This window comes from Nocardia sp. NPDC004068 (assembly GCF_042874315.1).
Lineage (GTDB): Bacteria > Actinomycetota > Actinomycetes > Mycobacteriales > Mycobacteriaceae > Nocardia.
This window is the reverse complement of record NZ_JBIAMW010000002.1, coordinates 511,772-536,765: the sequence shown is the minus strand read 5'-3', so window position 1 is coordinate 536,765 and position 24,994 is coordinate 511,772. Positions and strand designations below refer to the sequence as shown.

The window sequence follows — 24,994 nt, the reverse complement described above, 5'->3', positions numbered from 1 at the left end:
CCCGTGCTCAGCCGGTCGTGATGTCCCGGACCAACTTGTTCTTCCCGCTCGTTCGGCAGAACGCCTCGGCGGAGAGCCTGGTGGTGGCGACGTTGCCGCGGCTGGTGTCCTTGCCGATGCCGCGCAGATAGTTCTGGATGATCTCGTCCTTCGTCGCCGACTTCGCGGCGGTGAAGTCCTTGCAGGTGGTCTCCCCGCCCGCGCTCGCGGCCGGGTGGGACGAACCACCACATCCGGTCAATGCGAGCACCCCCGCCGCGACGAACGCCGCGACGATCGGTGCGGGAAATCCGCTGTGCCGGTTCATGATCGACTCCTCTCGGGTACCGAATACGGTGTGACCACTGGACCACGCCGGCGGCTTCAAGCCCCTGGACGACTGGAAAGCGCTTGAATACGCTGCACTCGGTCGGCCGACGGCGCGGGAGGTGTGGAAGTGGCCGAGAAGGAGCTCGGCGCCGAGGACGCCGATGCCCTGTTCCGCGAATACATTGCGGCACTGAGCTATTCGGTGCTGCGCGCGGAGAAGGTGCACGGTTCGGTGAATCGGGGAAAGGTGGCGAAGCGGCTCAGCGTCTCCGCCGGGAGCGTCTACGCCTATCTCAAGGGCACCACCCTGCCCAAGGCCGACATCTTCGACAAACTCCTCGCGGAGCTGAAGGTCGAGGATCGCGACGCGGCGCGGTTGGTGGCCCTGCGCGACCGCGTCGAGATCGCCAAACGCTCGGTCCGGGACAAGGGCGCGGCCGCCGGTTCGCCGGGCGCGAACGCCCCGGACCTGCCGCGCGACATCGTCACCCTCGTCGGCCGCGAACTGCCGCTGACCCGGATCCTCACCGCGCTCGGCGGAGATCCCGGCGAGGGCGTCGCGTGTGTCGTGTCGGGTCTCGGCGGGATCGGCAAGACCGCGCTCGCGGTCCGCGCCGCGCGGCGGCTCCAGGATCGCTTCCCCGACGGCCGCCTGTTCGTCGATATGCGGGGTTACGCCACGGACGTGCCCGTGACGGCGGCGGACGCCGCGCGAAAGTTGTTGCGGCAGAGCGGTATCGCGGCGCGGTCGATCCCCGCCGACGCGGACGAGGCCGCGGCGCTGTTGCGCGAGCAGCTGCGCGGCAGGCGGATCCTGCTGATCCTCGACAATGTGGTGGACACCGATCAGATTCGGCCGCTGCTGCCCGCGGAGGGGCCGAGCCGGGTGCTGATCACCAGCCGGAGCAACCTCAACGGCCTCGACGACGCGGTGCACGTCCGGCTCGACGCGCTCTCGGCGCGGCAATCCGCGGGCCTGATTCGCGAACTGACCCAGGATCTTTCGCCCGAGCACCGACCGAGCGACCGGCAACTGGCCGAGATCGCGCGGCAGTGCCACGGCCTGCCCATGGCGATTCGGATCGCCGCGGCCCTGGTGCGCTCCGAGCCGTGGCCGACCACCGAGCCCACGGACGGCACGGTCGGCATCGAGGTGTTCTACGACGGGGACCGCGACCTCGAGGACCTGTTCGAACATTCGGTGCGGCGGCTGGACCCCGAACAGGCACAGGTATTCACGCTGCTCGGCGCGCACGTCGGATTCGATTTCGATCCCGCCGCCGCGGCGGCGACGGCCGGGGTCGAACCCGCGGCAATCCGAAAGATCCTGCGCCACTTGGTGGAGGTCAATCTGCTCGAATCCAGCAGCGCGGCCCGGTACGGGTTCCACGATCTGGTGCGCGCCTTCGTCCGGCGACGGGCGACCGCGCGGCTCGCGCGCCGCGACCTGGACACGGCGACGGCCCGCGTGATCGAGCACTATCTGGCGCGCGCCGACGCCGCGGATCGGGTCCTCACCCCGCATCGGCATCGGGTCGGCATGACGCCCGCCCCTGAGCCCGCCGAGCGACCCGACTACGACACCGCCAAGCGGTGGATGAGCGCCGAGCGCGACAATATGATCGCCGCGGCCCGGGCGGCGCACGACCTCGGCCGCGACGAGCAGTGCTGGCAGCTCGCGTTCGCGCTGCGCGGCCACGCGTTCATCACCAACGACATCGAACTGTGGGCAACCGTGCACCGGTACGGGATGAGCGCCGCGCGGCGGGCCGGAAATCGGTACGCGGAGGCGGTGATGCGCAACAATCTCGGGCTGGCGCTGCTCCGCCGCGGCGAGCACGCCGGGGCCGAGGAGATGTACGTCCGGGCCCGCGAATTGTTCGCCGAGGTCGGGGACGGTCACGGGGAGCACATCGCGCTCGCCCACCACGCCTGGGTGCACGTGTACCGCGGCGAACTCGACGAGGCGCTGCGCAAGAGTCTGCGCGCGCTGGCCTACATCGCGGAGCGGGGCAGTGTGCGCAACCACGCGATCCTGATGCGCGACACCGCCTCGATCGAGATCGCCCTCGACCGGCATGCCGAGGCGGTTCCCCGGCTGATCGATGCGCTGGAGTTGTTCGCGACCCACGACCTGCGGATCGACGAGGCGATGACATGCACCGAACTGGGTGAGGCGTATCGGCGCCTGGCCGCATTCCCCCAGGCGCACGCGGCCTTCGAACGCGCCGTCGACGTCGGCCGCGCGGCGGGCAGCGTGCTCGAGGAGTCCCGGGGACACGAGGGCCTGGGTCTCGTCGCCGTCGCCCGCGACGACCCCGCCGCGGCGCACCGACATCTGCTGTGCGCTCTGGCGGGGTATTCGACACTGCACGACATGCCGGGGCGGCAGCGGGTACTCGCCGAACTCGAACGACTGGGCCCGCTCACCGCGGAGTGATACCCAGGGTCAGAATCGGCTCAGCTCGTAGAGCGGAGTTCCGTTCGAATCGTACACCGCCGCATGGTCTTTCGAGGAGAACACGACCTGGTACCGCCCGCTGTTGACGCTCTGCCGGACGAGCAGCGTGTACCGATTCGCGGCGTCGGGTTTGGTGGACAGCGTGCAGTACGCGGGGCCGCCGATGTCGAGCGGCCGACCGCCGGAGTAGAAGAAGCCGTCGCACAGGCCGCCGTTCTCGGTGAACGACTTGGCCTCCGTGCCGTCCGAGGAGGTCCACGTCCCGACCATGGCCGACGGGCCGACCTCGATGCCCCGCCCGCCGCTCGTGTCGCTGGCGGGCGCGACCGTGCCCGGCGGTATCGGCAGAACCGATTCCGCGCCGACGGTTCCCGCGGTCGTCGACGGGTTCGCCCCGGTGGCGGCCCGCAACGCGAACAGGATGGCGCCCACGACGGCGACGAGGACGACGAGGGTCAGCACCGGGTGGTTCCGGGCCGCCTCGACCACCTTGTTGCTGATCCTGACCGAGCCCCCGGCCGTGATCGCTCCCGTGGCGATGCCCTGGTGCGCGACGGTCGTGGCGGCCGGGGCGGGCGTCTCGGGGGGCGAATCCGGTTGCGGCGTAGGGTGTTTCGCCGAGGGTCCCGGTGCGATCCGCGGTCTGCCCGGCAGGACCAGCGGCCGGGAATTCGGGGTCGGTTGCCGATCCTTGGGCTGACCGGTCAACGCGCGCAGCAAATCCTCCGCGCCCGCGATCGTGAACTCGGTGACCAAATAGTGGTCCGCGGTCTGCGGTTGCAGGAACGCCGGGAGGTCGGACGGCGATCCGCCGGGCAGGACGACGGGCAGCAGTTTCCGCGTCCAGGTCGCGCGGTCGGCGTGCAGCCATTCGCGCAGCAACGCCATTTCCGACTGCATACCCCGGTTCGCCAGGTTGTCCGCGCGGCCCTCGCCGACGAGCCTGCATCGCGGTGACGCGACGATCAGCACGAAGTCCGCCTTGCCGAGCTGCTCGGTGGCCCACAGGTACCAGTCCCGCCGCCGATCGAGATCCCAGCGATCCATGTGGACATCGAATCCGCATGTCCCGGCGAGGAATTCGCCGAAGCGGCGGACCGCCTCGATGTGCTCGTCGCTGTCGTGGGCGTAGGAGACGAACACCCGCACCGGTCGCGGCGTCGCCGGATTCGGCCGATCGCCCGCCGCGACCACGGCCGTCGCGTCGTCCCCGCGCGGCAGGGCGAGCCGCACGACGGTCTGCTCGGCGATCGGCGTGCGCTCGGCTCGGTCCGCCGCGGACAGGTCGAAGCGCGCCGAGACCACCACCGCCAGCTCCGCGCAACCGACCGGCACGACGACCGTCGCCGCCGCGGCATGCCGTCCCACCGGGCTCCCCGTCGCCGCGAGATCGCCGTGGCGCCACCGCACTTGGCGACCGCCCAGCCCGAACACATCGACGGTCGCCGCCTCGGCGGGCAGCGACACCGTCTCGCCCGGACCGAACCGCAGCCGGCGATCGACCCCGTAGGCCCGCGCGTTCGCGGGCTCGAGCGTGGTGCGCGGAATCGCGTCGACCACCGCCGCCTCACCGGGTGCGTCGAGGGCGAGACCGATTTCGAACCACGACAATCGCACCGCACGGTCGATTTCCAGCTCGAAGTCGAATTCGAGAAGATATGCGGCGCGACCGGATTCGTCCCGCGCGTCGCGGATCGGCCGGACCCGCGGCCGAGTCACGCGGATCGTGCCGACGGAGAACTGCTCGCCCTCGGCGCCGGGTTCCATTCCGGACCCGTCGAGTCGCAAGGCGATATCGGCCATTTCGGCTCCCGGTACTGCTGGCGGGTTCCGACGCCGCAGACGCGCCGGAGATCGTCCCCGTTTCGGTGAGCCTAGCCAAGGTTTCGCGACCTGTCCGGGTATCGAGTCAAGTGGGTGACTCATCCCCCCAAAAGGCATGAGAATGCGAGCAATTCGCGAACCGACCAGCTGGCATTGTTGCAATGGACTCGCATTCGCGCGCCGCTGCACTACACTGCCCCGAATGCAGGAGAACCCGCCGCCTCGCATAGGGACGGCCGAAAGACAACGCGCACTGAGACTTCTGAACGACCATCACGCCGCCGGGCGAATCGATTTCCAGGAGTTCGATCTGCGCTCCCAGAAGATCGCGAATGCCACCACCCAGGCGGATCTCGACGCGGTGTTCGCCGATCTTCGGGCACCGGCCGAGGCGCGGCGCGGCCGGTGGCCCTTGGTGGCGGGCACGCTCGGTGTCGCCTGCGTCGTGCTGATCGGCGCGGTGGTGGTGTTGGCGCAACGCGAATCGCCCTCGCAGACAAGCCTTCCCGCGGCCGCCACCACACTCGCGGCCGCGTTGACTACCACGGCGTCCTCGACCGCGGAGACCGCCACGACCACCCGATCGGCCACGTCCGGGTCGAGTACCACCGCGCTCGCGGCGGGTGTCAGCACCGACGCGGTGCAATACTTGATGGACTTCAAAATTCTGTCCAGTAGCAAATACTGGAGTTTCAATACCGGCCCCGGCACGGTGTCGGGCACGCCCTACACGCGATCGGTCATGATCCAGCCCTACCGGAAGGAACTGGCCTTCGTCGAATACGACCTCGGGCGCAAGTTCACCAAACTCGACGGTGTGCTCGGTGTCCGGGACGATTCCACGCCCAGTGACATCGCCATGCAGTTCCAGATCTACGCCGACGGGGTGGTCGTCGCCGACCAGACGGTGAAACTCGGCGCCACCGTTCCGATCCATCTCGAATTCGACAAGCCATTGCGCCTGCGTCTCCAGGTGACCGACCTCAGTGGCGGCGGCGATTCGGACGCGGTGTTCGGCGATCTGCGGGCGACCCGATAACGTGGGCGCGGATCGGGAACCGCTCGCCTCGGAGACGAGCGCCCCTCGGGTCTTCGTTTCCTACTCCCACGACACCGAGGAACACAAACGGCTGGTGCGTGAATTCTGCACCTTCCTCCGCACCGAGTCCGGGGTCGACGTCCGCCTCGACGTATGGGACGACTACGAACGCCGGGACTGGTCGTTGTGGGCGATGGACCAACTCGAATCGGCCGATTTCGTTCTGGTGATCGCCTCCCCCGAGTACAAGCGCCGCGCGGACGGCACCGCGGCCGCCGACGAGGGCCGCGGCGCGCAGTTCGAGGCCGCGATCATTCGGGACGGCCTCACCCGGGATCTGCGCGCGGAAACGCGCCGCATCCTCCCGATCGTGCTTCCCGGACGCTCGATCGACGAGATCCCGACCTTCCTGCTCGCCCACTCCACCACGCGCTACACGATCAGCGAATTCACCACCGAGGGCGTCAATGATCTGCTCGCGGCGTTCAGCGGCGTCGCCGAATACCCGACCCCGCCCCGCGGAACGTATGTCGGCCCGACGTTCGCCCACCAGCAGTCCCGCGACGCGGACTCGGGCCGCGGCAAGGCCCGATTGCTCACCGTCGCATTGGAACCGGTGGTGCGCGGGGCGGACCTGCGCCTCACCGGAGCCGATCTCAACGGCATCCACTACGGGAACAGCATCGTGCACCGCTGCGCGGCCTTCTGCGCAGACCCCCGCAGCCCCATCGAATTCAACCTGCGCCGCACCTTCCGCGAATTCGAATCGGTCGTCGGCATTCTGGACGACGCCACCGACGCCGGACAGCTCGGCTACTTCCAGGTCTTCCTGGACGGCGAAGCCACACAACAGGTCGAAGTCGGTTACGGCCGACCCGCCAAGATCCGCTACGACATCAGCGGGGTCCTCCGCCTGAAACTCGTCGCCTACCGCCCCGACACGGTCGCCAATCCGATGCTCGCGGGAGCGATTGCGGCCGTGGGCCGTTCGAGCAAGCTGCCCGCCCTCGCCTGGGGGAACCCGACGCTGTTCGAGTGACGCACGGCCGACCCGAGGGGATGTCAGCCCGGCTCGATACCGAGTTCATCAGCCGCCGCCCGGACCACTGCCCGCAGCGCCTTGTCCCCCCGGGCGATATCCGACGCCGCCGCGAGACCGCGCGCGGCGGCCGCGGCATCGACCGGATGGACGGCGTAGGCGTGGGTGATGCGGACGTAGACGCCGAGTTCGGGGTCCGCACAATGCTTTTCGCACAGGGACACCGCCTCCGCCGCGCACGCGCGCGCCCGGTCCGGTTCCCCGCTGTCGCGGTAGAGGTCGGCCAGGTTGTTGAGGGCGCGGGCCAGCGCGAGGGGGTCGCCGCCCTCGGCGACGAGGGCGCGATATCGGCCGACGGCCTCGACGACGAACGCGAGCGCGGTATCGGTTCCGCCCGGACGTTCGCTCTCGCACGTCGCCGCGTCGACCAGGGTGTCGGCGAGGTCGGCGCTGTCGCCGAGGCCCCGATAGACATCGATCGCACGGCCGAATACAGCGGCCGCGTGGTCGTGTTCACCGCGTTCGTCGAGGGCGCATGCCCAGAGATGCAGTGCCGCACCGTATTCCGAACGCATATCGGTCGGGTCGGAGCCGGACACCACGCCTTCGAGCAGTACGGCCGCGCGTGCCGCGTCGCGCTCGGCCGATTCGGTCATCCCCAGATCGCGGGCGATGGTCGCCGCGAGGTGCAGTGCGGCCGCCAACGGGCGCGGCGACGGACTGTCGCGGTCGGTCTCGAGCAGGTCGACCGCCTCGTTCGCCAAACTCCATGCGGCGTACAGGCTTTCGTCGTCGTCGCTCAGGGCGATGCGAGCCTGCGCCGTCCGCACCAGGGCGTCGCCGAACGAGTCGTTCACCTCGTCGCGGCCCGGGCCCGACAGCTTGCGATAGATCTCGCTCGCCTCCTCGTAGGCGTCGATCGCCTCGGCGTGCCGACCGATGTCGTACAGCGCGTCGCCGTGGTTGGTGCGCGCGTCCGCCAAGGACCGGAGATGGACCCCCGGAACCCGGTCGGACAGCCGCCGATAGATCGGCACCGCCTCCTCGCACCGCGCGAGCGCGAGATCCGGGCGCCCGAGCCGACGCAGCGCCACGGCCGCGTTGGTGAGCGAATCCGCCAGTGCCACAAGGTGTTTCTCGCCGTAGCGGCGGATCATGGCGCGGGCGAGCCCGGTGGCCTCGTCGCCCGCGTCGAGGGCGGCCCACCACTCGCCCCGGCGGCCGTATGCTTCCGCGAGGTTCCCGAGAACCCGGACCAGCGATTCCCGATACCGGTCGGGGTTCTCGGCGTCGAGTTCGCGATAGATGTCCGCCGCGTCGCGCGTCGCTCGCAATGCCGTTGCCGGGTCGCGGTGCACCGAGCCCGCCAGGTCCGAGGCGAACGCCAGCCGCTCCCGCCGATCCGGATCCGGGTCGGCGGTCTCCGGCGCCGCCCGCAGGATCGCGACGGCCCTGTCGACGGCGTCGACGGCCTTGTCGACGTCACCCAGTTCGTGACCGATGTCGGCCAAGGCCAGCAGGGCGGCGCTGTGCGCCTTGGTGAATTCGGCGGGCGCGACGGCGGCGGCCACGGTCGCGTCGTCGAGAAGCCGCACGGCCTCCTCGGCGCAGTCGAGCGCTTGCTCGTGGTGACCCAGATCGCCGTGCATACCGGCCAGGAGAGTGAGGGCCCCGGCCAATTCGAACGTCACCAGCGGCCCGCGCGTCAGGGCCCGATAGTCGCGCACGGCCTCCGCCGCCATGACCAGCGCGGCGTCCCGCTCACCGACCTCGGACAACCGCTGCGCCAGATTGTGCCGCAGCTCCGCGACGAACTCGGGATCGGAATCCGGCCGCCGGAGTTCGTGTGTCAGCAGCCTCTCGGTATGTGCCACACCGAGTTCCGCCAGGGCGAGACTGGTGTCGGGCAGGTTCGCCACGATCGTCTCCGACAGATCGATGCCGCCGCGTAGCTCGCCGATCACGGCGGCCAGCGTCGGTTCGCCCGTCAGCGCCGCCACCGCCATGGCGATCCCCACCCGGCTCGCGGTCTCGGCGCCGAGCAGATCCGCCATCGCCCGGGCGCTCACGTCCCGGTGCCGGTCGGCCATGCGGGCGAGCACGGTGAAGGCGCGGAAGACCTGCCGGGCGTCCAGGATCGGGGACAGGTCGGCGGCGAGGGTGGGATAAACGTATTCGCCGTCGGTGAGGACGAGCGCGACCAGGTCTTCGCCGAGTCGGTCCGGGCGCAGCGGATTGAGCGCGGCCGCACCGGGATACAGCTGCGTCAGCCACGCGAGATGCCGGGTAAGGCGCGGTTCGTCCGGTCCGATCGGCCGCAGCGCCGACAGCAGCGCGCGAGCGGCGCCGCGGTCCTCGGCGCCCGCGAGGGTCGCGGCGGCGACGGCGACCCGGAGTTCTTCCGGACGCGGGGGCAGGCCGTGTCCGGGGGCCGAGCGGATCCAGTACCGCTCCTCGTGATGCAGCACGCGCAGCACAGGGTCGGTGCGGGCGCGCGAATCCCCGTGCCGCGCATCGGGATACCGCACGTCGAGCACCGCCGCCAACGCCGCGGCGTGCAGATCGAGGATCTGGTCGTAGCGGTCGTCGTCCAGATCGCTTGGTACGCCCGCCCGATCCGGCGCCACACCGAGGTGCTCGCCGAACCGCTCGACCGCCGCCAGGAACCGCTCCCGTCGTCGTTCGCCCGGTTCGACCCGTCCGGCGCGCGCGGAGATCAGGTCGGCCGCCAGACCGGCGAGGGCCGGGTCCTCGTGCCGCTCGAGCACCCGGGTCCACTCCCCCGCCGAACGGGCCAGCAGGAGAACCCGCGCGGGGCCGAGATCGGCGGGGCGATCGAGCAGGGCGTTCAGGATCGTCACCACATCGCCGGGGCGGGAGTCGGCGTAGTCGACGACCAGGAGCAGACCGCCGCGCACCACGCGCATGCGCTCGAGGACGACGGGGGCGAACTCCGCGCGGACGAATCCCGCGTGCATTCCGGCACTTTCGCCGGAGCGGATCAGTTCGGCGGCGAGCCGCGACTTCCCGCGCCCGCCCGGTCCCACGACCAGACGCACCTCGAGCGGGGCCGCCGACGACAGCCACGCGCGCAGGGTGTCGTACAGCTCGTCCAAGGGATCGAAGTCGACGACGCGATGTTCGGGCCGGAGCAGTTCGCTCGGCAATGGCGTCGCCGGGAGTTCGACCGGTGATTCGAACAGGTCGGGCAAGGCCAATTCGGGTACGTGGCCGACGACGGTGTCCGCGAGTCGTGCCCGATCGGCGGCGAGGGTTTTGTGTCCGATCGTCAGGGCCTGGCGCAGCCGGAGTTCGGCGATGTCCGGCGGCAGCTCGAGGGGAATCGCCGCGCCATCGAAAAGCACCGGCAGAACGGGGATTTCGCGTTCCAGCGCGCGCCGGACCTCGCGCCGGATCCAATCGCGGTCATCGTCGATCGCACCCCTGGCCGCGCCCTCGGCGCGACCGGCCCAGTTCGGGCCGATCATCACCACCAGCACGCGCGCCCGCTCCAGGGCGGCCCGGATCTCGTCGGGGTAGGGCGCGCCGGGGTCCATCGAGGCGAAATCGAGGAACACGCGGGACGCGCCGAATCGCTGAACCAGGTATTCGTGCGCGTCCGCGGTGCCGTATCGAGAATCCAGGGTGCGATAGCTGACGAAGACGTCGGCCCCGCTCGCGACCATCAGTGCACGCCGACGAAGATCGCCAGCCCCATGACGAGCAGCGCACCGTAGAGCGGGGCGATCGCCCACGACGTCCAGATCCGCCACGCGGGCAACCACTGTCGGAGCCTGGTCGGTACGCGCCGCCATCGGCCCGCGCCGACCGGGGGCGCCGGGGGCGCGGCGAGCGTCGGATCCATCTCGAACACCGGAATCGCGGGCGTCCCCCGGACCACCGCGTTGTACAGCCGCCGGAAGGCGCGTTCCTGGTCGAGATAGTTGGTGTCGATCACGGCGAACAACACGACCGCGCCGACCCCGAGCAGAGCGATCGAATCCGCCCGCTTGGTGAGCGCGTACCCGTAGGTCGCGGTGACCACCGGAAGCAGCCAGCCCTTGGTCGTCGCCGACGCCGCCGCCATCCGGGTGATGGCCGCTTGCAGGTAGTCGAGGTGTTTACGCCGGTCGTCCGGATCGATCTCTGGTGTACTCACGACCTCCCCGCCCGGGCTCGTTGTGATCGACTGCCGAGTGTACCGGTAGCCGACGAACCCGTCGCGCGTACTGTCCTGGGCCGCAACCGGATTGCGGCCCTACGCCATCATGAGCACGTCCGACACCAGGCGTTCCGCGTACTCCCGATCGGCGGCTAGGCCGAAGACCACATGGTGATACATGGGGGCGATCACATGATCGAGGACCTGTTGCTCGGTCGGGGTGCGTTCGCCGCGGGCGCGGGCTCGGTCCAGCATTGTCGCGGCCTGGGTGCGGCGCTGTTCCCAGCACGGGCAGGTGGCTATCTCGTCGCGGGCGGAGATCATGGCGCGCAGGTAGCGGGTGCGGCGGGGTTGGGTGATGTCGTCGATGACGATTCCGGCCCAGGCGGACAGGTCGCCGCGCAGGGAGCCGGTGTCCGGCGGTTCGTCGCCGTCCTTGGTGAGGGCGGCGACGGCGACCTCCTCCAGCAACGCGTCCAGGTCGCCCCAGCGGCGATAGATGCTGGTCGGGTTGACCCCGGCGCGGCTGGCCAGCAGCGGGATGGTGATGCGGTCCGCCTTGCCCTCGCCCATGAGCTGGCCGACGGCGGTGTAGACGGCGTCGCGGACCTTCGCGCTGCGCCCGCCCGGCCGGCGGGCTGGTGTGGTGGCCGACATGCGACCATTATTGCAGAGGTCTTTGCTTTAACTCTCGCTCCGTGTACCGTCTACTAAAGCAACGCTCTTTGCTTTAGTCGATGTGGGAGTTCTCCATGCTGATCGCTCCGGCCACCCGGCGCATATCGTCCGGACTGGCCACCGTCGTGCCCGCGGCGACCATGCTGACGTTCCTCGCCGCGTCCAGCGCCCCGACGCCCCTCTACCGCGTCTACCAGGCGCGATGGGCGTTCTCCTCCGGCATGCTGACCGTGATCTTCGGCGTCTACGCGGTGTGCCTGTTGCTGGCGCTGCTCACGGTCGGATCGTTGTCCGACCATGTGGGACGCCGCCCGGTGATCCTCGCCGCCATCGGACTCGATGTGGTGGCCATGGTGGTGTTCAGCACCGCGGACGGGGTGCCGTTGCTGATCGCGGCGCGAATGGTGCAGGGCCTGGCGACCGGCGCGGCGACCGGCGCGCTCGCCGCCGCCATCCTGGACGCGGAACGACCGCACGGGCCGCTGGTGAACAGCGTCGCCCCGGTGGCGGGACTGGCCGTCGGCGCGCTCGGTTCCGCGGCGCTCGTCCAGTTCCTGCCGTGGCCGCGGCACACGGTGTACCTGGTGCTGATCGTGCTGTTCGCGATCGAGGCCATCGGCACGATCCTGGTCCCCGAGACCTCGCCGCGGATGCCCGGGGCCCGGCAGGCGCTGCGCCCGAGGGTCGGCGTCCCGGCCCCCGCGCGCACCGCGTTCGCCGCCACCGCCCTGCTGGACATCGCGGCGTGGGCGTTGAGCGGCTTCTACCTGTCCCTCGGCCCGAGCCTGGTCCGCGCGGTCACCGGCTCCGCCTCGATCCTGCTCGGCGGGCTCCTGGTGTTCACGCTGGCCGGGGTGGGCGCGGCCGCGATCTGGCTGCTGCGCGGGGTCGCGGCCGACCGGGTGATGCGCGCGGCGGCGGCCGCGCTGGCGATCGGGATCGCCGTCACCGTCGCGGCCATCCAAAGCGGTTCGCCGACACTGCTTTTCACCGGGACGGTGATCGCGGGGATCGGGTTCGGGGCCAGCTTCCAGGGCATCACCCGCACCGTCTTCCCGCTCGCGCCGCCGACCGAACGCGGCAAACTCGTCGCCGCCTTCTACGTCCTCAGCTACCTCGCCTTCTGCATCCCGGCCGTCACCGCGGGCGTCGTCGCGACCCACGTCAGCCTGACGACGACCGCGACCTGCTACGCCGTCCTGCTGATCGTGCTCACGCTCTCGACGCTGATCCCGCTGCGGACGCGCTGAATACGTCGGCGGCGCAGGGATTTTCGGTGACTATTTGCCGTTCGGATGGCCGAGCCGGGCGAGGGCGGTGGTCCAGTCCGCGGCGATGGCGCTCTGGGCGTCGGTGAGCGCGACCGTGTGTTTGCAGATCAGTTCGTGGAGTTGGTTCTCGACGGTGTCCTTGGGATTGTTCGGGCCGCTGCCGGGTTTGTGGCCCGGGGAGGGGGGTTCGACCCAGAGGTTGCGGGGGTCGTTGGGGTCGCCGCCGAGTTCGAGGGAGATGAGGTGGTCGTATTCGGCGTCGTGGAGGTTGCCGGTGTAGCCGTAGGACTTGGCGTTGGCGTCCTTCTCCCGGTCGGTGATCGAGGCGGGCGGGCGGATGGAGGAGGTGTAACCGCCGCGGCAGATGGTGCTGTCGATATTGTCCTGTGTCACCGCGGGATTGGTGGCTCCGGGGGTGCAGGCGGGGTCGGGGAGCGGCTGCCCGTTGCTCGCGGTGCGGGAGTGGCAGCTACCGGGCGCGGGCTGCGGCTGAACGGTGTAGGTGCCCGAGGGGCCGGGTCCGACCGGAACCGGGGCGGCATCGATCAGCGCTGGTCCGGCCTGCGCGGTCGCGGGCGGCCGGGCGAGCCGTTGCGCCGACTGCTGGCCGCAACCGCCGACCAGGACCAGCAGCGCGATCGAAACCATCAGTGCGGGGCGGGTATTCATGAATTCCTCCGGGCGTGGGATGCACACGCCATTGTCCGGCACCGGCACGCCGACGGGAAGCGTTGCGGGTCGCCCTCATCGACCCCGCGTGTCACATCGTCAGCCTGGATAGCCCTGGATTCGGTGAATGGCTATGGGCCGCAGCCGGTCTCGCAGGGCGGCGGCGTGGGGGCCGAAGAGTTCTGTGTCGGTGGCCACGGCGATCCGGACCGCGCGCCGAGCCAGATCGGCTCCCTCCGAGGTCACTTCGAGGCGAACGGTGCGGGCGTCGGCGGGATCGGGGTTGCGACGGAGGAGGTTGCGGTCCTCGAGGGTGCGGATCACGCGCGAGGCCATGGTGCGATCGGTGCCCGCCATATCGGCGGCCTGCTGCTGGGTGGGCGGGCCGTGGTGGCGGGCGAGCCAGCCGATGGAGGCCAGCAGGTTGAACTGCGTCGGGGTCAGGGCGAGCGGCCGCAGATTGCGTTCGAGGGTGGCCCGCCACTCCAGGGCGGCGTGGTGGAGCCAGAAGCCGGGGCTCTCCAGCGGGCCGCGCGGCTGGTCAGGCACGGCGAGCCGCCTCGGCCTCCAGGGCCGCGAAGGTGCGGGGCATATCGGCCCGCATGGCCTTCTCCCAGATCAGGTGGAACAGCGGGCCGAATGGGCCGTGGATCTCCACTCGTTCGGCGACGCGGACGGTGCCGTCGCCGAGCGCCTCGTAGGTCCGGTGCCCACGCAACTTCCCGAACGGAATCCCGGCCTCGCTCGTCCACGACCGCTTCGGCTCCACCGCCGTCACCGTGAACGCCCCCGCCGGAGCCCCTTTCGGTTTCACCCACCCCGAGGTGCCCGCCTCGAAGGGCCCATCGATCCGCGCCTTCTGCTCGTGCGGATCCCACTCCGGCCACCGCGCCACATCGGTGGCCACCGCCCAGATCGCGTCGAGATCGCCTCGAATGACGGCGGATTCGGTGAACGAGTACATCATGACGCCTCCCTGGTTGTTGCTGTAGCAACAATATTCTGTTGCTACGACAACAATCAAGACAGCGGCCGATTTCCGCGAATACCCAGAGCCGGGCCCCGGCCGGTCACTTGCCATCGAGCCGCGGAAACGGCTGTTCGGCTTCGAGCAGGTAAGCGAGTTCGAGGAGGGTGCGTTCGTCACCGTGGGCGGCGGACAGGTGGATCGCGAGCGGAAGGCCCTGCGGGGAGAGTCCGGCGGGGAGGGAGATGGCGGGTGAGCCCGCGACGTTGTTGACCGGGGTGAAGGAGACGAAGGTGGTCATTCGTCGGAACAGTTCGTCGAAAGAGACCGCGGGAGAGAGGAATCCGAGTTCGGGGGCCGGGTGGGCGACGACCGGGCTCAGGATGATGTCGTGCCGGGTCAGCCACTCGTCGTAGGTGTGCCGGAATCGGCGGAGTCGACGCAGCGCCGCGGGGGTTCGGCGCAGGGATCGCCGGTGGTGGGCGCGGAGGCCGCGCGTCGCGGCCTCGGTGTCGTCGACGCGCCACGAGCTTCCGAAACCGAGCCTGCCCGTCGAGAGGAGGACATCGGCCAAAAGCGCCCAGTACAAGGCGAAATCGTCGACGAACGTGCTGGTCGCCGGGGCGGTGGTGGGCTCGACGAGGTGCCCGTGGGCGGCCAGGATCCGCGCGGTGGCCTCGACGGCGGCCCGAGTGGACGCATCGATGATCGCCCCGGTGGGGCTGTCGGTCAGCAGTCCGATCCGCAGGCGCCGCTTCGACGGTCCCTCGACGTCGCCGATCGGCGCCAATGCGGGGTTGCGGCGGTAGCGCTCGGCGGCGGCGAGGAAGGGGCGCTGTCCCGGACGGTGCGCGTCAGAACCCCCTCGGACACGATATTGATGGGCAGCAAGCGGGTCGATTCGTCGTCGACCAGCCGACCCCGGCTCGTCTTGAGTCCGACCAGGCCCGCGCACGCGGCGGGGATGCGGATGGAACCACCGCCGTCGTTGCCGTGGGCGAGCGGGACCGCCCCCGACGCGACCAGGGCCGCCGCGCCACCGGAGGATCCGCCCGCCGAATACGCTGTGTCCCAAGGGTTTCGGACCGGTTCCGCCGCCCCGAACTCGGTGCTCGGGGTGAGCCCGAATTCGCACATGCGGGTTTTGCCGAGCACCGTCACGCCCGTCGCCAGGACCTGACGCGCGACCCGCCCGTCGCGCCGGGCCGCCCGCGCGGTGAAGGCGGCGCTGCCGTTCCCGGTCGGCAGTCCGGCCAGATCGACATTGTCCTTGAGGTAGATAGGCACACCGGTGAGCGGGCCGTCGGGCGCGAACCGCGGGAGTTCGTAGCTCGCCGCCACCGCGCACAGCGTGTCGTCCACCCGGCGGGTCCGTTCGCGGGCCGCGGCCGCCAGCTCGGCGGGGTCGGCCTCGCGCGCGGCGACCCGGCGGGCGAGTTCGACGGCGTCGTGGTCGGCGAGGGCGTCGTCGAGGAAGGCGTTGACCCGCGGCATGAGCACCTCAAAAAGTCTGGAATATTTTCCAGAGAATCTAGAAATCCTTCCAGAGTCTGTCAAGAGGCGTGCCCGGACCTCCGGTTAGGATCGGCCCATGAACGCTCGACGGCACGGCCCCAGCGCCCAGGCCCGCCGAGATGCCCTGCTACAGGCGACCGTCGAGATCGTCGCCGAGCAGGGCATGGCCGCGGTCACGCATCGTTCGGTGACGGAGCGCGCCGGACTGCCGCTGGCGACGGTCAGCTACTTCTTCTCCTCGATCGACGACCTCCCGCGCGAGGCGCTGCGCACGTTCATGGCCCGGGAGCGGGACGCCCAGACCGCCCTGGCCGACGAGGTGGCCACCGGCACGATGTCGGCCGACGAGATGGGCCGCACGCTCGCGGCCGCCAACCGGCCACGGCTGCCGAACTGGCTCGCCCACGTCGAGTCGCTGCTGCACGCCGCCCGTCATCCCGAGTTCCGCGATCCGGTCCACGACGCGCTCGAATCGTCCTGGGCGGTCGCCCGAGCCGTGGTGCGCGCCGTCGGCGCCCCCGAGGCCGAAGCCGCGGCACCGGCCCTGACGGCCCTGGCCCACGGCCTGGCCCTCGACCAGCTGGCGGTCGGCACGATCGACGACAAGGCGTCCTACCAGGCGTTCCGCGCCCTCATCCTGGGATATCTGCTCGACAACGGTCAGGAGAGCCTCGCGCTGTCGCTCGCGCACGCGAAACGGCAAGAAGACGACTGACTGTCGTGCGGGCCACCCGATTCGATGTCGGCGTCTTCACGGGCGGCGACGGACCAGCACGAAAGCGAGCACGCCCAGAGCCGCCCCGACGCCGAGTCCCACGCAGATCGCGAAGCCGCGCACGAAGTATCCGAGTCCCGAGTCGTGGAACAGTTCGATCACCAGGCCCTGGTAGAGCACCAGGCCGGGGAGCAGCGCGCCGGTGATCCCGACGAGGATCAGCGCCGAGATCGGCACCCGCAGCCGTTCGGCGGTGGCCGCCGCGGCGAATCCGAGGACGACCGCCGCGACCGAGCCCGACCAGTCCGGCGAGACGTGCGCGAGGTGGATCAGGCACTGGTTCGTGGTCGCGGTGAACAGGCCCGCGACGGCGGCCGGGATCAGCAGATCCTTTGCGCCGCTGTTGAATACGGCGTTCCCCACCGCGCCCAGAACCGAGAAGAGCACCGCGAGCCAGACCGGGAGGACCGGCAGGTGCGGGTCCACCGGGCGCAGCGCGGCACGCTCCACCATGGTGACCACGAGCGCCCCGCCCAGCACCATCCCGCCCACGGCGAGCAGGCTCGACGCCGCCCGCGCGGTCGCGGTGACGGTGTCGGCGTTGACCGCGTCCGCGGCCGTGGCCACCAATTGCGGCATGGGCACCAGCAACACCCACACGGTGGCGATCACCACCGCGGCCTCACTGACGGCGATCACCCCGATCAGGTGCGCACCGACGCCGAGCGCACCGGCGAGCACCGTTTGCAGGGCGGTCGCGTACAGCCGCGGCACCGCGATCACACCCAACCCGCGCCCCAGCGCCCACACCGGCGGCAATGCCACGGCGGCGGCGCACGCGGCAGCGACGGACCCGCCGACCTGCAAGGCGATGCACAGCGACAACAACGCGCCCCCGAACGGCAGGAACCACCACGGCCACGGCGGCGGCCCGAGTTCGGCCGCGGCCAAACGCGCCTGTGCCGCACCGGGATCCAGCCCTTCGGTCACCACCGCGCGCGCCACGTTCTTCAACCGCTTCATCCGATCGCAGTCGAAACTGTCCAACGTCGCCGCGACCCGCGTCCGGGTGGCCGCCCGCCGATCCGCGAAGACGTACTCCACGGTGACCATGCGACCCGCCCCCGCGAAGGTCACCGGCTCCACCCCCATCGCGGCCGCGCACGCGGTGACGGTCTGATGCGTCGCATCGGTGGCGTATCCGGATTCGATCATCGCCGCCGCCAACCCGGTCAGGAAGTCCAGCGTCGCCCACACCCGCTGTTCCCGCGTTCCGGTATCGGTCACCACGTCAATGTATTGGCCTCGTGGCGCCCAGCCGTGCGTTCCCCCACCGCGCGTGTCGTGTCGCGTCGGGCGTCGACAGACCGCTGGCGGCGAGGGATCTGATGGCCTCGGCGACGGTGGCCAGGCCCATCAGGCGCACGGTCTCGGCGTCGGCGGCGACGGTGCCGGTGGCGGCCGCGATGAATCCGTCCCCGTCGAACCGGGTGTGGGGTGGCGTCAGGGCACGGGCGAGGCCGTCGTGCGCGCCCTGGGCCACCACCCGGCAGCCCGCTCCGTCCAGGCGGGCGTTGGTCAGCACCGCGCCTATCGTCGTGTGGGTTCGGGAGCCGGTGAGCTCGCGGGGCGTGGGCAACTCGGCCACGGCGTCCAGCACGATGTCCGTCGTGCCGTCGTCGATATCGCCGAAGGCATTCACAACGCACAGCGTCGCCACGACCAGATCGCCCAATTGCCTTCGCGCGTAACCGATTCCGCCGCGCAGGTGCGCCTGCGGGCCACGCCAGCGGGAGACGTGGGCGCCGGTGCCCGCGCCGACGCGGCCGGTGACGATCTGGGGGCCGGCGCTCGCGGTCGCGGCGAGGTAGCCGTGCGCGGCGGTCGGGCGGGCGTCGGGGTCGCCGGTGGTGAGGTCGAACAGCGCGAGGGCGGGCACGACCGGTACTCGTCCGGCGAGGGTGGGCGCGCCGCGGCCGCGCTCCTCGAGGTAGGCCATGACCCCGTCGGCGGCGGCGAGTCCGTAGGCCGAGCCGCCGGTCAGCACGATGGCGTCCACCCATACCGGCGGTTTGTCGGCGGCGAGGGTGTCCAGTTCTCGGCTGGCGGGCGCACCGCCGCGGATCTCGTAGGACGCCGCGGTCCGCTCGGGTAGGCGGATCACGGTGCATCCGGTCCGTGCGACCGGATCGGTCCAATGTCCGACGCGAACGTCCGCGATTCCTATCGTCACGTGTCGAGCTCCGATCCACCGACTTCCATCGTCAGATAACTCGGGTGGTCCGGTGACAGGAGAACGGCTTGTCGCCGCATTCTTCGCCGGATGGACGGGGTGAGCACGTATCGGGGAAAGTCGTTGCGGCGGATGGCGACTCGCAACCGGTGCCCCGTTCGGAATACCGCATCGGTGATGTTCATGCTGATATCGATCTCGTGGGGTGCGCCGGGCCGGACGGGAAGGACCGTCGCCTCAGTGAGGGGGTGGACGGCATCCACCAACTCGCCGTCGCGGTAGCGGCTCCTGGTTTCGTCCACGCCGCGGCGGGAGGAGCGAAGGGCGCCGCGAGCGACGACGCTCGACCGCCCGTCGCCCGCCACGTTCGACACCGTCGCCGACCAGAAGGCGTCGGTTCCGGCGGTGTCCACGTAGAGGTGCAGGTTGAGTCCGCCGCTGAGGACCGTATCCGAGGCGAAGGGCGCCGTGGTGAAGGTCAGCGCGGAGCTCTCGGCATTCCGTTCGTCGCGACCGAAGCCGCGTCCGAGAGCCAGCGCGAGTCCCATGGACACGATCGCCGTACTGTCCGACGCGATGCGGACGGGACGTTCGGGCACGCGCAGCCGCCGCGTTCTCTCCGGTGGGTCACTCCGGAGTGATCCGTCGTATCCCGCGTGCCCCGCCGAACCACTGCGCTCCGCGCTGAGGTAATGCCGATGCACCACGGCCTCGGGATGAGGCATTGTCCGATAGGAGACCCAGCCCGCCCAGCGGCGGTACACGGTGATGGGTCCGTATTCCTCGATGCGATTGGGGATTCCGTTCACCCAGTGGTCGAACCAGGCGCAGCGGAGTTCGCCGATGTCCTGCGGCGCGTGCGGATCTCCGAAACCGGCGCCGGGTGAGAGGTGATAGCCCTCGTCGACCAGCACCTGCTTCTCCCCCGGTGGCAGATTCAAGCGATTGTAGATACACAGCGGGGATCGGTTGAACAGATCGTGCCACGCGCCGTACAGAAATGTCGGGACCCGGATGTTCTCGATTTCGGCGATTTTCGCGGCCCAATAGTCGTTGAAATAGTGGTCGGGATGATCGGCGGCGATATACATGCCGATTAATCGGTTGAACCAGGAGAACGGGACCGTGAACCGGTCGCGGAGGTAGCGACGGACCGGCGGTCTCGAGGGAAACCACTTGAGGCCGTTCACGACAACGAACCAGGGCATGAGGAAAAGCGACGGAACTCCGCCCGTGATCCCGATCTCGGTGGCGAAGTTGTCGGCCGCTTCCATGACGAAAACCGCCTTCAATCCCGCGGGTTCGCGGAAGGCCGCCAGCAATGCGGCGAGGGCATGATAGGAGACCCCGGTCAACGCCGTATCCCCATTCGACCACGGCTGCTCGCGCACCCACTGGAGTACTTCGGAATAGTCCTGTTGCTCGCGCGGATCGAAGACATCCCACACACCCGTGGACGAGCCCGTACCCCGAACATCCACCACGACGTGCACATATCCACGCGAGACCAGCAGTTCATCGGCTGTGGGAACGTCCACCCGGTCGTGCCGCAACACCTCGAGCAGATTCGATGAAGTCGAAGTCGTCGTGACCGGATGTCTCGCGCCACCGACTCAGCAGCCGTGCCGCGATTCCGAGGATTCTTCGATACCCCGCCGATCCGAGCAGCCGGAGGATCATCTTGTTGTACGGCGTGAAACAGACGACCACCGGCAGGGGCGAGTCATCGGGGGCCGCGCGGTCGCCCGGGCGCGTGATATCCGCCGACAGGATCGCGCCGTCGGACATTCGAATCGGCACATTCCGAAGGCGATGCGTGTGGTGGTATCGGCGAGGTTGGATTTCGAAACGAGAATTCACGACCGGCTCGTCTCCAATTCCCGCAGCGCGTGCTCGAGATGATCGAGTATGCGGTGCATGTGCGGGACCGATCGGGCGCAGCCGACGAGGCCGAAGTCCAGATTATCGGAATTCACGAAGACACTGAGATTGAGAGTTTGCCCGTCGAAGACCTGGGATATCGGATAGGTCGCGATGAGGCGAGCGCCGTCGAGGTACAGTCGCCGCCGATCGGTCGGCACGCTGGAGACCATGACATTGAACGGCGGCGACACCATTCGCCCGACCCCCGGAACCAGGGCGAACCCCACCGGCGCGAATAGCGTCGCGGTCAGCGCGAGCGCCTGAGCCGACGTCAAGGAACGGTAGACGTCCTTACTGCGGGCCATCGAGGCGCGAATAGTCTCGAGTCGCCGTTCCGGGTCGGGGACGTCGGTGGCGAGCGTGCACAGGGTCGCCCCCACCTTGTTTCCGCCGCGCTCTCCGCGATCGCCCTTCGCACGCAACGAGATCGGGACAGCGGCGATCAACGACCGCCTCGGCAGCGCGTCGCGTTCCGCGAGATAGGCGCGCAGCGCGCCCGAGGCCATCGCGAGAATGACATCGTTCATCGAGGCGCCCCGAAGCCGCCGGACCCGGTCGATTCTCGCCGCGGGCCAGGACCGCACCGCGCACCGACGGCCCTCGCTCACCGGCTTGTTCAGCACGGACGACGGTGCGGCGAACGCCAGCGAGATCGGTTCCCGAAAAACCGCGCGCGCCAACCGAATCGGCGCCGCCCGAGTATTCACCCCTGCCGCCAGCGCCCGAAACGTCTCCCGCACAGTGGAACCGCCACCGCCGAGTTCGTTTTCCAGCGGACGCCACAAGCCGTGAACCCGACGGGAAGCAGGGTTCTCGGACAGCACGCGATGGGCCAAGCGTTGACCCGAGACGCCGTCGACCAGCGAATGATGGATCTTGAAATAGACCCCGAACACATCGGCGCAGCCATCGAGCAGATGCACCTCCCAGAGGGGCCGACCGCGATCCAATCGCCGAGTGTGCAGTCTCGACACCGTGTCCATCAATTGCGCGCGGCCGCCGGGCTCGGCCACGACCGTTCGATGGACATGCCGCCGGAGATCGATGTCCTCGTCGCGGGTCCAGAAGAACTGACCGACGCCGAAGACGCTCGCGGGATGCTTACGGAAGAGAGGATCCGATCCGGTGTCGCAGACCATCTTCTCGTACAGCTCTCCGACGAAACCCTCCCCGGCCCCCCGTGGCTTCTCGAACACCTGAAGGGCTGCCACATGCGCGGGTTGCCCTATCCAATCCGCCAGGAGGAACAAGGCTTCGGTCGGCAGGACCATTTCCATTGCCGGACACCCCTCGAAGTGATGAATGCGCTGATCGCGGGATTACACCGAGCACCGTCCCAGCCGTGAGCGAACGGCGGTCAGCGCGTACTGCTTGGTGAGATGGGACAAATCGGCGCGAGCGATCTCGAAACGGTCGTAAAGTGCGTCCGCGAGTCCGGGCGACACCGCCTCGACGACCGTTCTGTTCTCCTGAAGGCCGCGCTGCCACCGCCGCATGGTCGTGTCGTAATGCTCGGTGAGGTCCGCCGACGAGGCGAGGCTGAAGTCCGCGTCCTCCACCTCGGCCATCAGATCCGACAGCGTGCGCGCGGCGGTGCACCCCCGCCCGGCACGCGCGTCGGCCGGGCCGCGCTCATGCTCTCGCCGAGCGCGCTCGCCGCGGTAGCACGTCTGGGACAGATAGAGAATTCCATTGCGGCGCAACACATCATAGGCCGCACGCAGTGGCGCGCGACCCTTCGGCAGGTGGTGAGCGACCTCCACCATCGCGACCGCGTCGAAGGATTTCGCCGGAAACTCCACGGCCTCCAACGGTGCCGAGATCACCTCGATCCGATCGGCCAGGCCGAGGCGGTGGGCTCGCTCTGCGACGAAGTCGGCCTGCGCGGCGGAGGGCGTGACCGCGGTGACCGCACATCCGAGTTCCTCGGCGAGGAAGAGAGCCAAACCGCCCCACCCGCATCCGAGATCCAGGACGTGTTCGCCGCCGCGCAGCTCGGCGGCCGCGCAGATCCGCCGCAGCGACTCCTCCTGTGCGGTATCGAGCGTGTCCTCGGGACCGCGGAACCAACCACAGCTGGCTTTCATCCGATCACCGAGAAACGCGGCGAACACCTCCGGCGCTTCGGTCGTGATCATCGGCGCGCGCCCTCTTCCGCGAGCGCGTTCCGAATGAGTTCGACAAGTCCGGCAACGGTTTTGAGATCGCGAACCGCGCGATTGTCCAGCTCTATATCGTAGTGCCGTTCCAATGTCCCGATCGCCCGGACGAGATTGATGGAGTTCGCGTTGGGTAGTTGTTCCAGCTCGTCGTCGGCGTCGATCGATTCCCGCTCGAGGTGGAGTGCCCCGCGCAGGGTCGTGCATACGACGGTGAATACCTCATCGGTCGACGAAGTCCGCATTGGTGTCTCCTTGTCTCTATCGGTTCTGTCTCGGCGCGTTTCACGCCAGCGTCCGCAATGCGGCGACCAGTTCGCCGACATCGTCGAGGCCGGTACCGGCCGGGCCGTCGGTGAAACGGTCGATGACGCGGACGAGGGCGAGGAACGCCTCGGTGTGGTCGTAATGCGTGGCGTCGGCGACCTCGAGCGACCAGCGCCGGTAGCGGCCGAGCGTCTCGCTCAGCGGCATCCGGAACCCACGCACCACCTCCCTCAGATGAGGCGCCGCGGCGCGCGCGTCCCGACGGAGGTATTCCTCGACCAACCGCGTGTAGAAGGCGAAGTGCCGGGCCTCGTCGCGGCCGAGCCGGTTGAGCAGGTCGCGCAGCACGGGTTCGCGCGCGACCGCCCGGAAGCGTTGGTAGAACAGCTGTGTCGCCTTTTCCTGAATCATGGTGTACACGAACGCTTCCAGCGGTTCGGAGTAGGGCAGCCCGAAATGCTTGCGGCCCTCTTCGGCGAGTTCGAGGCGAAGCCTTTCCGGGGTATTGATATCCGCCTCCTCCTGATACCGGGTCAGCACCGCCGCGTGCCGTTCCTCGTCGTGCGCCCAGGCGACGAAGAATCGGAAGTATTCGCGATTGATCGCCACCGAGGGGATCGGATCGGCGGCGTTGTCGACCGGAAACTCCCGGAGCAGCCAGGTGAGATAGCCGGGAATGTGATCCTCCACGAAGGTGATGAAGCGAACCACCGAGGTGTCGGTGTCGGTGAGCAGTTCGGGGCGGATCGCCGACCAGTTCAGATCGTCGATCCGCCAGTCGCGGTCCGCTTGCAGGCGGACGGCGGGCTCGACGACGCCGCGCACCGAGGTCAGATCGAGTGGGGGCAGAGCCGGAGGGATCGTCTCGGTCATGAGGTCTCCGTCGGCGTCGTCGGTTCGCGCACGGCCGCGAGCGCATAGTGTTTGGTCGTGTAGCCCCAACCGGATTGGGGGATCTCCAGATAGCGGGTGAGGTCGTCGCCGAGTCCGGGCGAGACGGCGTCGATGATCTCGCGATGCGCTCGCACCCCGTCGAGCCAGTCCTCGATCGTGCGGTGGTAGTGCGCGGTGAGGTCGGCGATGGAGACGACACTCAGCTCCGCGTCCTCGACGGCGGCCACCAATTGCGAGAACGGGCGCAGAATCCCGTAGCCGAAGGTGTCCTCGGCGACATAGCGACTGCCGTCGCGCCGCGCGTATTCCTCGAACACCGCGGTATTGCGAAAGCACGTGGCGGACAGATACATTCGCCCGAACTCGCGCAGCGACCGGGCCGCGATCCGCACCGCGCGGTGGTGGGTGGGCAGATGTTCCATCACCCCGACCAGCGCGACCGCGTCGAACGACCCCGTGTCCGCCGCATCGAGGTCGTAGACGGACCGGTGGTCCACCGTGACCAGGGCGCGGAGCCCCTTGTCCTCCGCGCGCGCCCGGATGTAACCGATCTGCGTTGCCGAGGGCGTGACGGCGGTGACCCGGCAGCCGAATTCCTCGGCCAGGAACAGGGTCAGGCTGCCCCACCCCGCCCCGATGTCGAGCACGGATTCGCCACCGCGAATGCCGAGACAGCGCGCGATGAACCGCAGCTTGTCCTCTTGTGCCCGATCCAGCGACGCGGATCGGGATCGGTAGATGCCGCAGGAGTATTTCAGGCGTTCGCCGAGAAATGTCGCGAATACCTCCGGCGGCAGGCTGTAATGGCGGTTTGTCGCCGCGGCGGCCGCGGCCTCGCTCGTATGTGTTCGCAAGAGTGCCCCTGGATA

21 protein-coding genes and 1 pseudogene are annotated in these 24,994 nt (G+C 69.4%); 5 read left to right on the top strand and 17 right to left on the bottom strand.

Annotated elements, in window-relative coordinates; genetic code table 11:
* Nucleotides 1-7: 7 nt before the first annotated feature.
* A complete protein-coding gene (locus ACFYTQ_RS06560) occupies nucleotides 8-307 on the bottom strand; it encodes a hypothetical protein (protein WP_387357632.1) in 300 nt (99 codons plus the stop codon).
* A gap of 129 nt (nucleotides 308-436) precedes the next feature.
* On the opposite strand from ACFYTQ_RS06560, the gene ACFYTQ_RS06555 reads away from it, so the two are divergent.
* Nucleotides 437-2,749 (top strand): NB-ARC domain-containing protein, encoded by a 2,313-nt coding sequence (locus tag ACFYTQ_RS06555; protein ID WP_387357631.1) that lies wholly within the window; start codon nucleotides 437-439, stop codon nucleotides 2,747-2,749.
* Between the two features lie 9 nt (nucleotides 2,750-2,758).
* On the opposite strand, the gene ACFYTQ_RS06550 is transcribed toward ACFYTQ_RS06555, so the two are convergent.
* Nucleotides 2,759-4,573 (bottom strand): SEFIR domain-containing protein, encoded by a 1,815-nt coding sequence (locus ACFYTQ_RS06550; RefSeq protein WP_387357630.1) that lies wholly within the window; start codon nucleotides 4,571-4,573, stop codon nucleotides 2,759-2,761.
* Nucleotides 4,574-4,796: 223 nt separating this feature from the next.
* Between ACFYTQ_RS06550 and ACFYTQ_RS06545 the strand changes: the two genes are divergently transcribed.
* Together ACFYTQ_RS06545 and ACFYTQ_RS06540 are read left to right on the top strand one after the other, a co-directional pair.
* Nucleotides 4,797-5,633: a DUF1707 domain-containing protein gene (locus tag ACFYTQ_RS06545; protein ID WP_387357629.1), complete on the top strand. Its 837-nt coding sequence runs from the start codon at nucleotides 4,797-4,799 to the stop codon at nucleotides 5,631-5,633.
* Nucleotides 5,581-6,672: an SEFIR domain-containing protein gene (locus ACFYTQ_RS06540; protein ID WP_387357628.1), complete on the top strand. Its 1,092-nt coding sequence runs from the start codon at nucleotides 5,581-5,583 to the stop codon at nucleotides 6,670-6,672. Before ACFYTQ_RS06545 ends, ACFYTQ_RS06540 begins: the two co-directional genes overlap by 53 nt.
* A 23-nt stretch (nucleotides 6,673-6,695) precedes the next feature.
* On the opposite strand, the gene ACFYTQ_RS06535 is transcribed toward ACFYTQ_RS06540, so the two are convergent.
* The 3 genes from ACFYTQ_RS06535 to ACFYTQ_RS06525 all read right to left on the bottom strand — a co-directional run bounded on the left by ACFYTQ_RS06535 (nucleotide 6,696) and on the right by ACFYTQ_RS06525 (nucleotide 11,491).
* Nucleotides 6,696-10,358, bottom strand: coding sequence for a tetratricopeptide repeat protein (locus ACFYTQ_RS06535; RefSeq protein WP_387357627.1), 3,663 nt, complete (start codon nucleotides 10,356-10,358; stop codon nucleotides 6,696-6,698).
* Nucleotides 10,358-10,831 (bottom strand): hypothetical protein, encoded by a 474-nt coding sequence (locus ACFYTQ_RS06530; RefSeq protein WP_387357626.1) that lies wholly within the window; start codon nucleotides 10,829-10,831, stop codon nucleotides 10,358-10,360. Before ACFYTQ_RS06530 ends, ACFYTQ_RS06535 begins: the two co-directional genes overlap by 1 nt.
* A 99-nt stretch (nucleotides 10,832-10,930) precedes the next feature.
* The gene (locus ACFYTQ_RS06525) at nucleotides 10,931-11,491 is read right to left on the bottom strand and encodes a TetR/AcrR family transcriptional regulator (RefSeq protein WP_387357625.1); all 561 of its coding nucleotides are present in this window, start codon (nucleotides 11,489-11,491) and stop codon (nucleotides 10,931-10,933) included.
* A gap of 95 nt (nucleotides 11,492-11,586) precedes the next feature.
* On the opposite strand from ACFYTQ_RS06525, the gene ACFYTQ_RS06520 reads away from it, so the two are divergent.
* Nucleotides 11,587-12,762 (top strand): MFS transporter, encoded by a 1,176-nt coding sequence (locus ACFYTQ_RS06520; RefSeq protein WP_387357624.1) that lies wholly within the window; start codon nucleotides 11,587-11,589, stop codon nucleotides 12,760-12,762.
* 30 nt (nucleotides 12,763-12,792) lie between these two features.
* On the opposite strand, the gene ACFYTQ_RS06515 is transcribed toward ACFYTQ_RS06520, so the two are convergent.
* The 4 genes and pseudogenes from ACFYTQ_RS06515 to ACFYTQ_RS06500 form a co-directional block, all read right to left on the bottom strand.
* A complete protein-coding gene (locus tag ACFYTQ_RS06515; RefSeq protein WP_387357623.1) occupies nucleotides 12,793-13,452 on the bottom strand; it encodes a hypothetical protein in 660 nt (219 codons plus the stop codon).
* A 99-nt stretch (nucleotides 13,453-13,551) separates the two neighbouring features.
* On the bottom strand, nucleotides 13,552-14,001 hold the full coding sequence (locus tag ACFYTQ_RS06510; RefSeq protein ID WP_387357622.1) for a MarR family winged helix-turn-helix transcriptional regulator: 450 nt from the start codon (nucleotides 13,999-14,001) through the stop codon (nucleotides 13,552-13,554).
* Nucleotides 13,994-14,419 carry an SRPBCC family protein gene (locus tag ACFYTQ_RS06505; protein WP_387357621.1) on the bottom strand — a complete coding sequence of 142 codons (426 nt, stop codon included), beginning with the start codon at nucleotides 14,417-14,419 and terminating at the stop codon, nucleotides 13,994-13,996. The genes ACFYTQ_RS06510 and ACFYTQ_RS06505 overlap by 8 nt, the downstream gene beginning before the upstream one ends.
* Nucleotides 14,420-14,522: 103 nt before the next feature.
* Nucleotides 14,523-15,913: pseudogene (locus ACFYTQ_RS06500) on the bottom strand (amidase).
* Nucleotides 15,914-16,010: 97 nt separating this feature from the next.
* Between ACFYTQ_RS06500 and ACFYTQ_RS06495 the strand changes: the two are divergent.
* The gene (locus ACFYTQ_RS06495) at nucleotides 16,011-16,649 is read left to right on the top strand and encodes a TetR/AcrR family transcriptional regulator (RefSeq protein WP_387357620.1); all 639 of its coding nucleotides are present in this window, start codon (nucleotides 16,011-16,013) and stop codon (nucleotides 16,647-16,649) included.
* A 36-nt stretch (nucleotides 16,650-16,685) separates the two neighbouring features.
* Here the strand turns inward: ACFYTQ_RS06495 and ACFYTQ_RS06490 are convergent, their stop codons facing one another.
* The 8 genes from ACFYTQ_RS06490 to ACFYTQ_RS06455 all read right to left on the bottom strand — a co-directional run bounded on the left by ACFYTQ_RS06490 (nucleotide 16,686) and on the right by ACFYTQ_RS06455 (nucleotide 24,979).
* Nucleotides 16,686-17,936: a threonine/serine exporter family protein gene (locus ACFYTQ_RS06490; RefSeq protein ID WP_387357619.1), complete on the bottom strand. Its 1,251-nt coding sequence runs from the start codon at nucleotides 17,934-17,936 to the stop codon at nucleotides 16,686-16,688.
* A gap of 4 nt (nucleotides 17,937-17,940) precedes the next feature.
* The gene (locus ACFYTQ_RS06485) at nucleotides 17,941-18,882 is read right to left on the bottom strand and encodes a P1 family peptidase (protein ID WP_387357618.1); all 942 of its coding nucleotides are present in this window, start codon (nucleotides 18,880-18,882) and stop codon (nucleotides 17,941-17,943) included.
* Complete coding sequence (locus ACFYTQ_RS06480; protein ID WP_387357617.1) at nucleotides 18,879-20,438, bottom strand: CocE/NonD family hydrolase; 1,560 nt, start codon at nucleotides 20,436-20,438, stop codon at nucleotides 18,879-18,881. The genes ACFYTQ_RS06485 and ACFYTQ_RS06480 overlap by 4 nt, the downstream gene beginning before the upstream one ends.
* Before the next feature lie 300 nt (nucleotides 20,439-20,738).
* Nucleotides 20,739-22,076: a wax ester/triacylglycerol synthase family O-acyltransferase gene (locus tag ACFYTQ_RS06475; RefSeq protein ID WP_387357963.1), complete on the bottom strand. Its 1,338-nt coding sequence runs from the start codon at nucleotides 22,074-22,076 to the stop codon at nucleotides 20,739-20,741.
* A gap of 48 nt (nucleotides 22,077-22,124) precedes the next feature.
* Nucleotides 22,125-22,943, bottom strand: a complete 819-nt coding sequence (locus tag ACFYTQ_RS06470; protein ID WP_387357616.1) for an SAM-dependent methyltransferase — start codon at nucleotides 22,941-22,943, stop codon at nucleotides 22,125-22,127.
* Complete coding sequence (locus ACFYTQ_RS06465) at nucleotides 22,940-23,209, bottom strand: acyl carrier protein (RefSeq protein ID WP_387357614.1); 270 nt, start codon at nucleotides 23,207-23,209, stop codon at nucleotides 22,940-22,942. The genes ACFYTQ_RS06470 and ACFYTQ_RS06465 overlap by 4 nt, the downstream gene beginning before the upstream one ends.
* 40 nt (nucleotides 23,210-23,249) lie before the next feature.
* Nucleotides 23,250-24,104, bottom strand: a complete 855-nt coding sequence (locus ACFYTQ_RS06460) for an acyl-ACP desaturase (RefSeq protein WP_387357613.1) — start codon at nucleotides 24,102-24,104, stop codon at nucleotides 23,250-23,252.
* Nucleotides 24,101-24,979 (bottom strand): SAM-dependent methyltransferase, encoded by an 879-nt coding sequence (locus tag ACFYTQ_RS06455; protein WP_387357612.1) that lies wholly within the window; start codon nucleotides 24,977-24,979, stop codon nucleotides 24,101-24,103. Before ACFYTQ_RS06455 ends, ACFYTQ_RS06460 begins: the two co-directional genes overlap by 4 nt.
* Nucleotides 24,980-24,994: the final 15 nt, after the last annotated feature.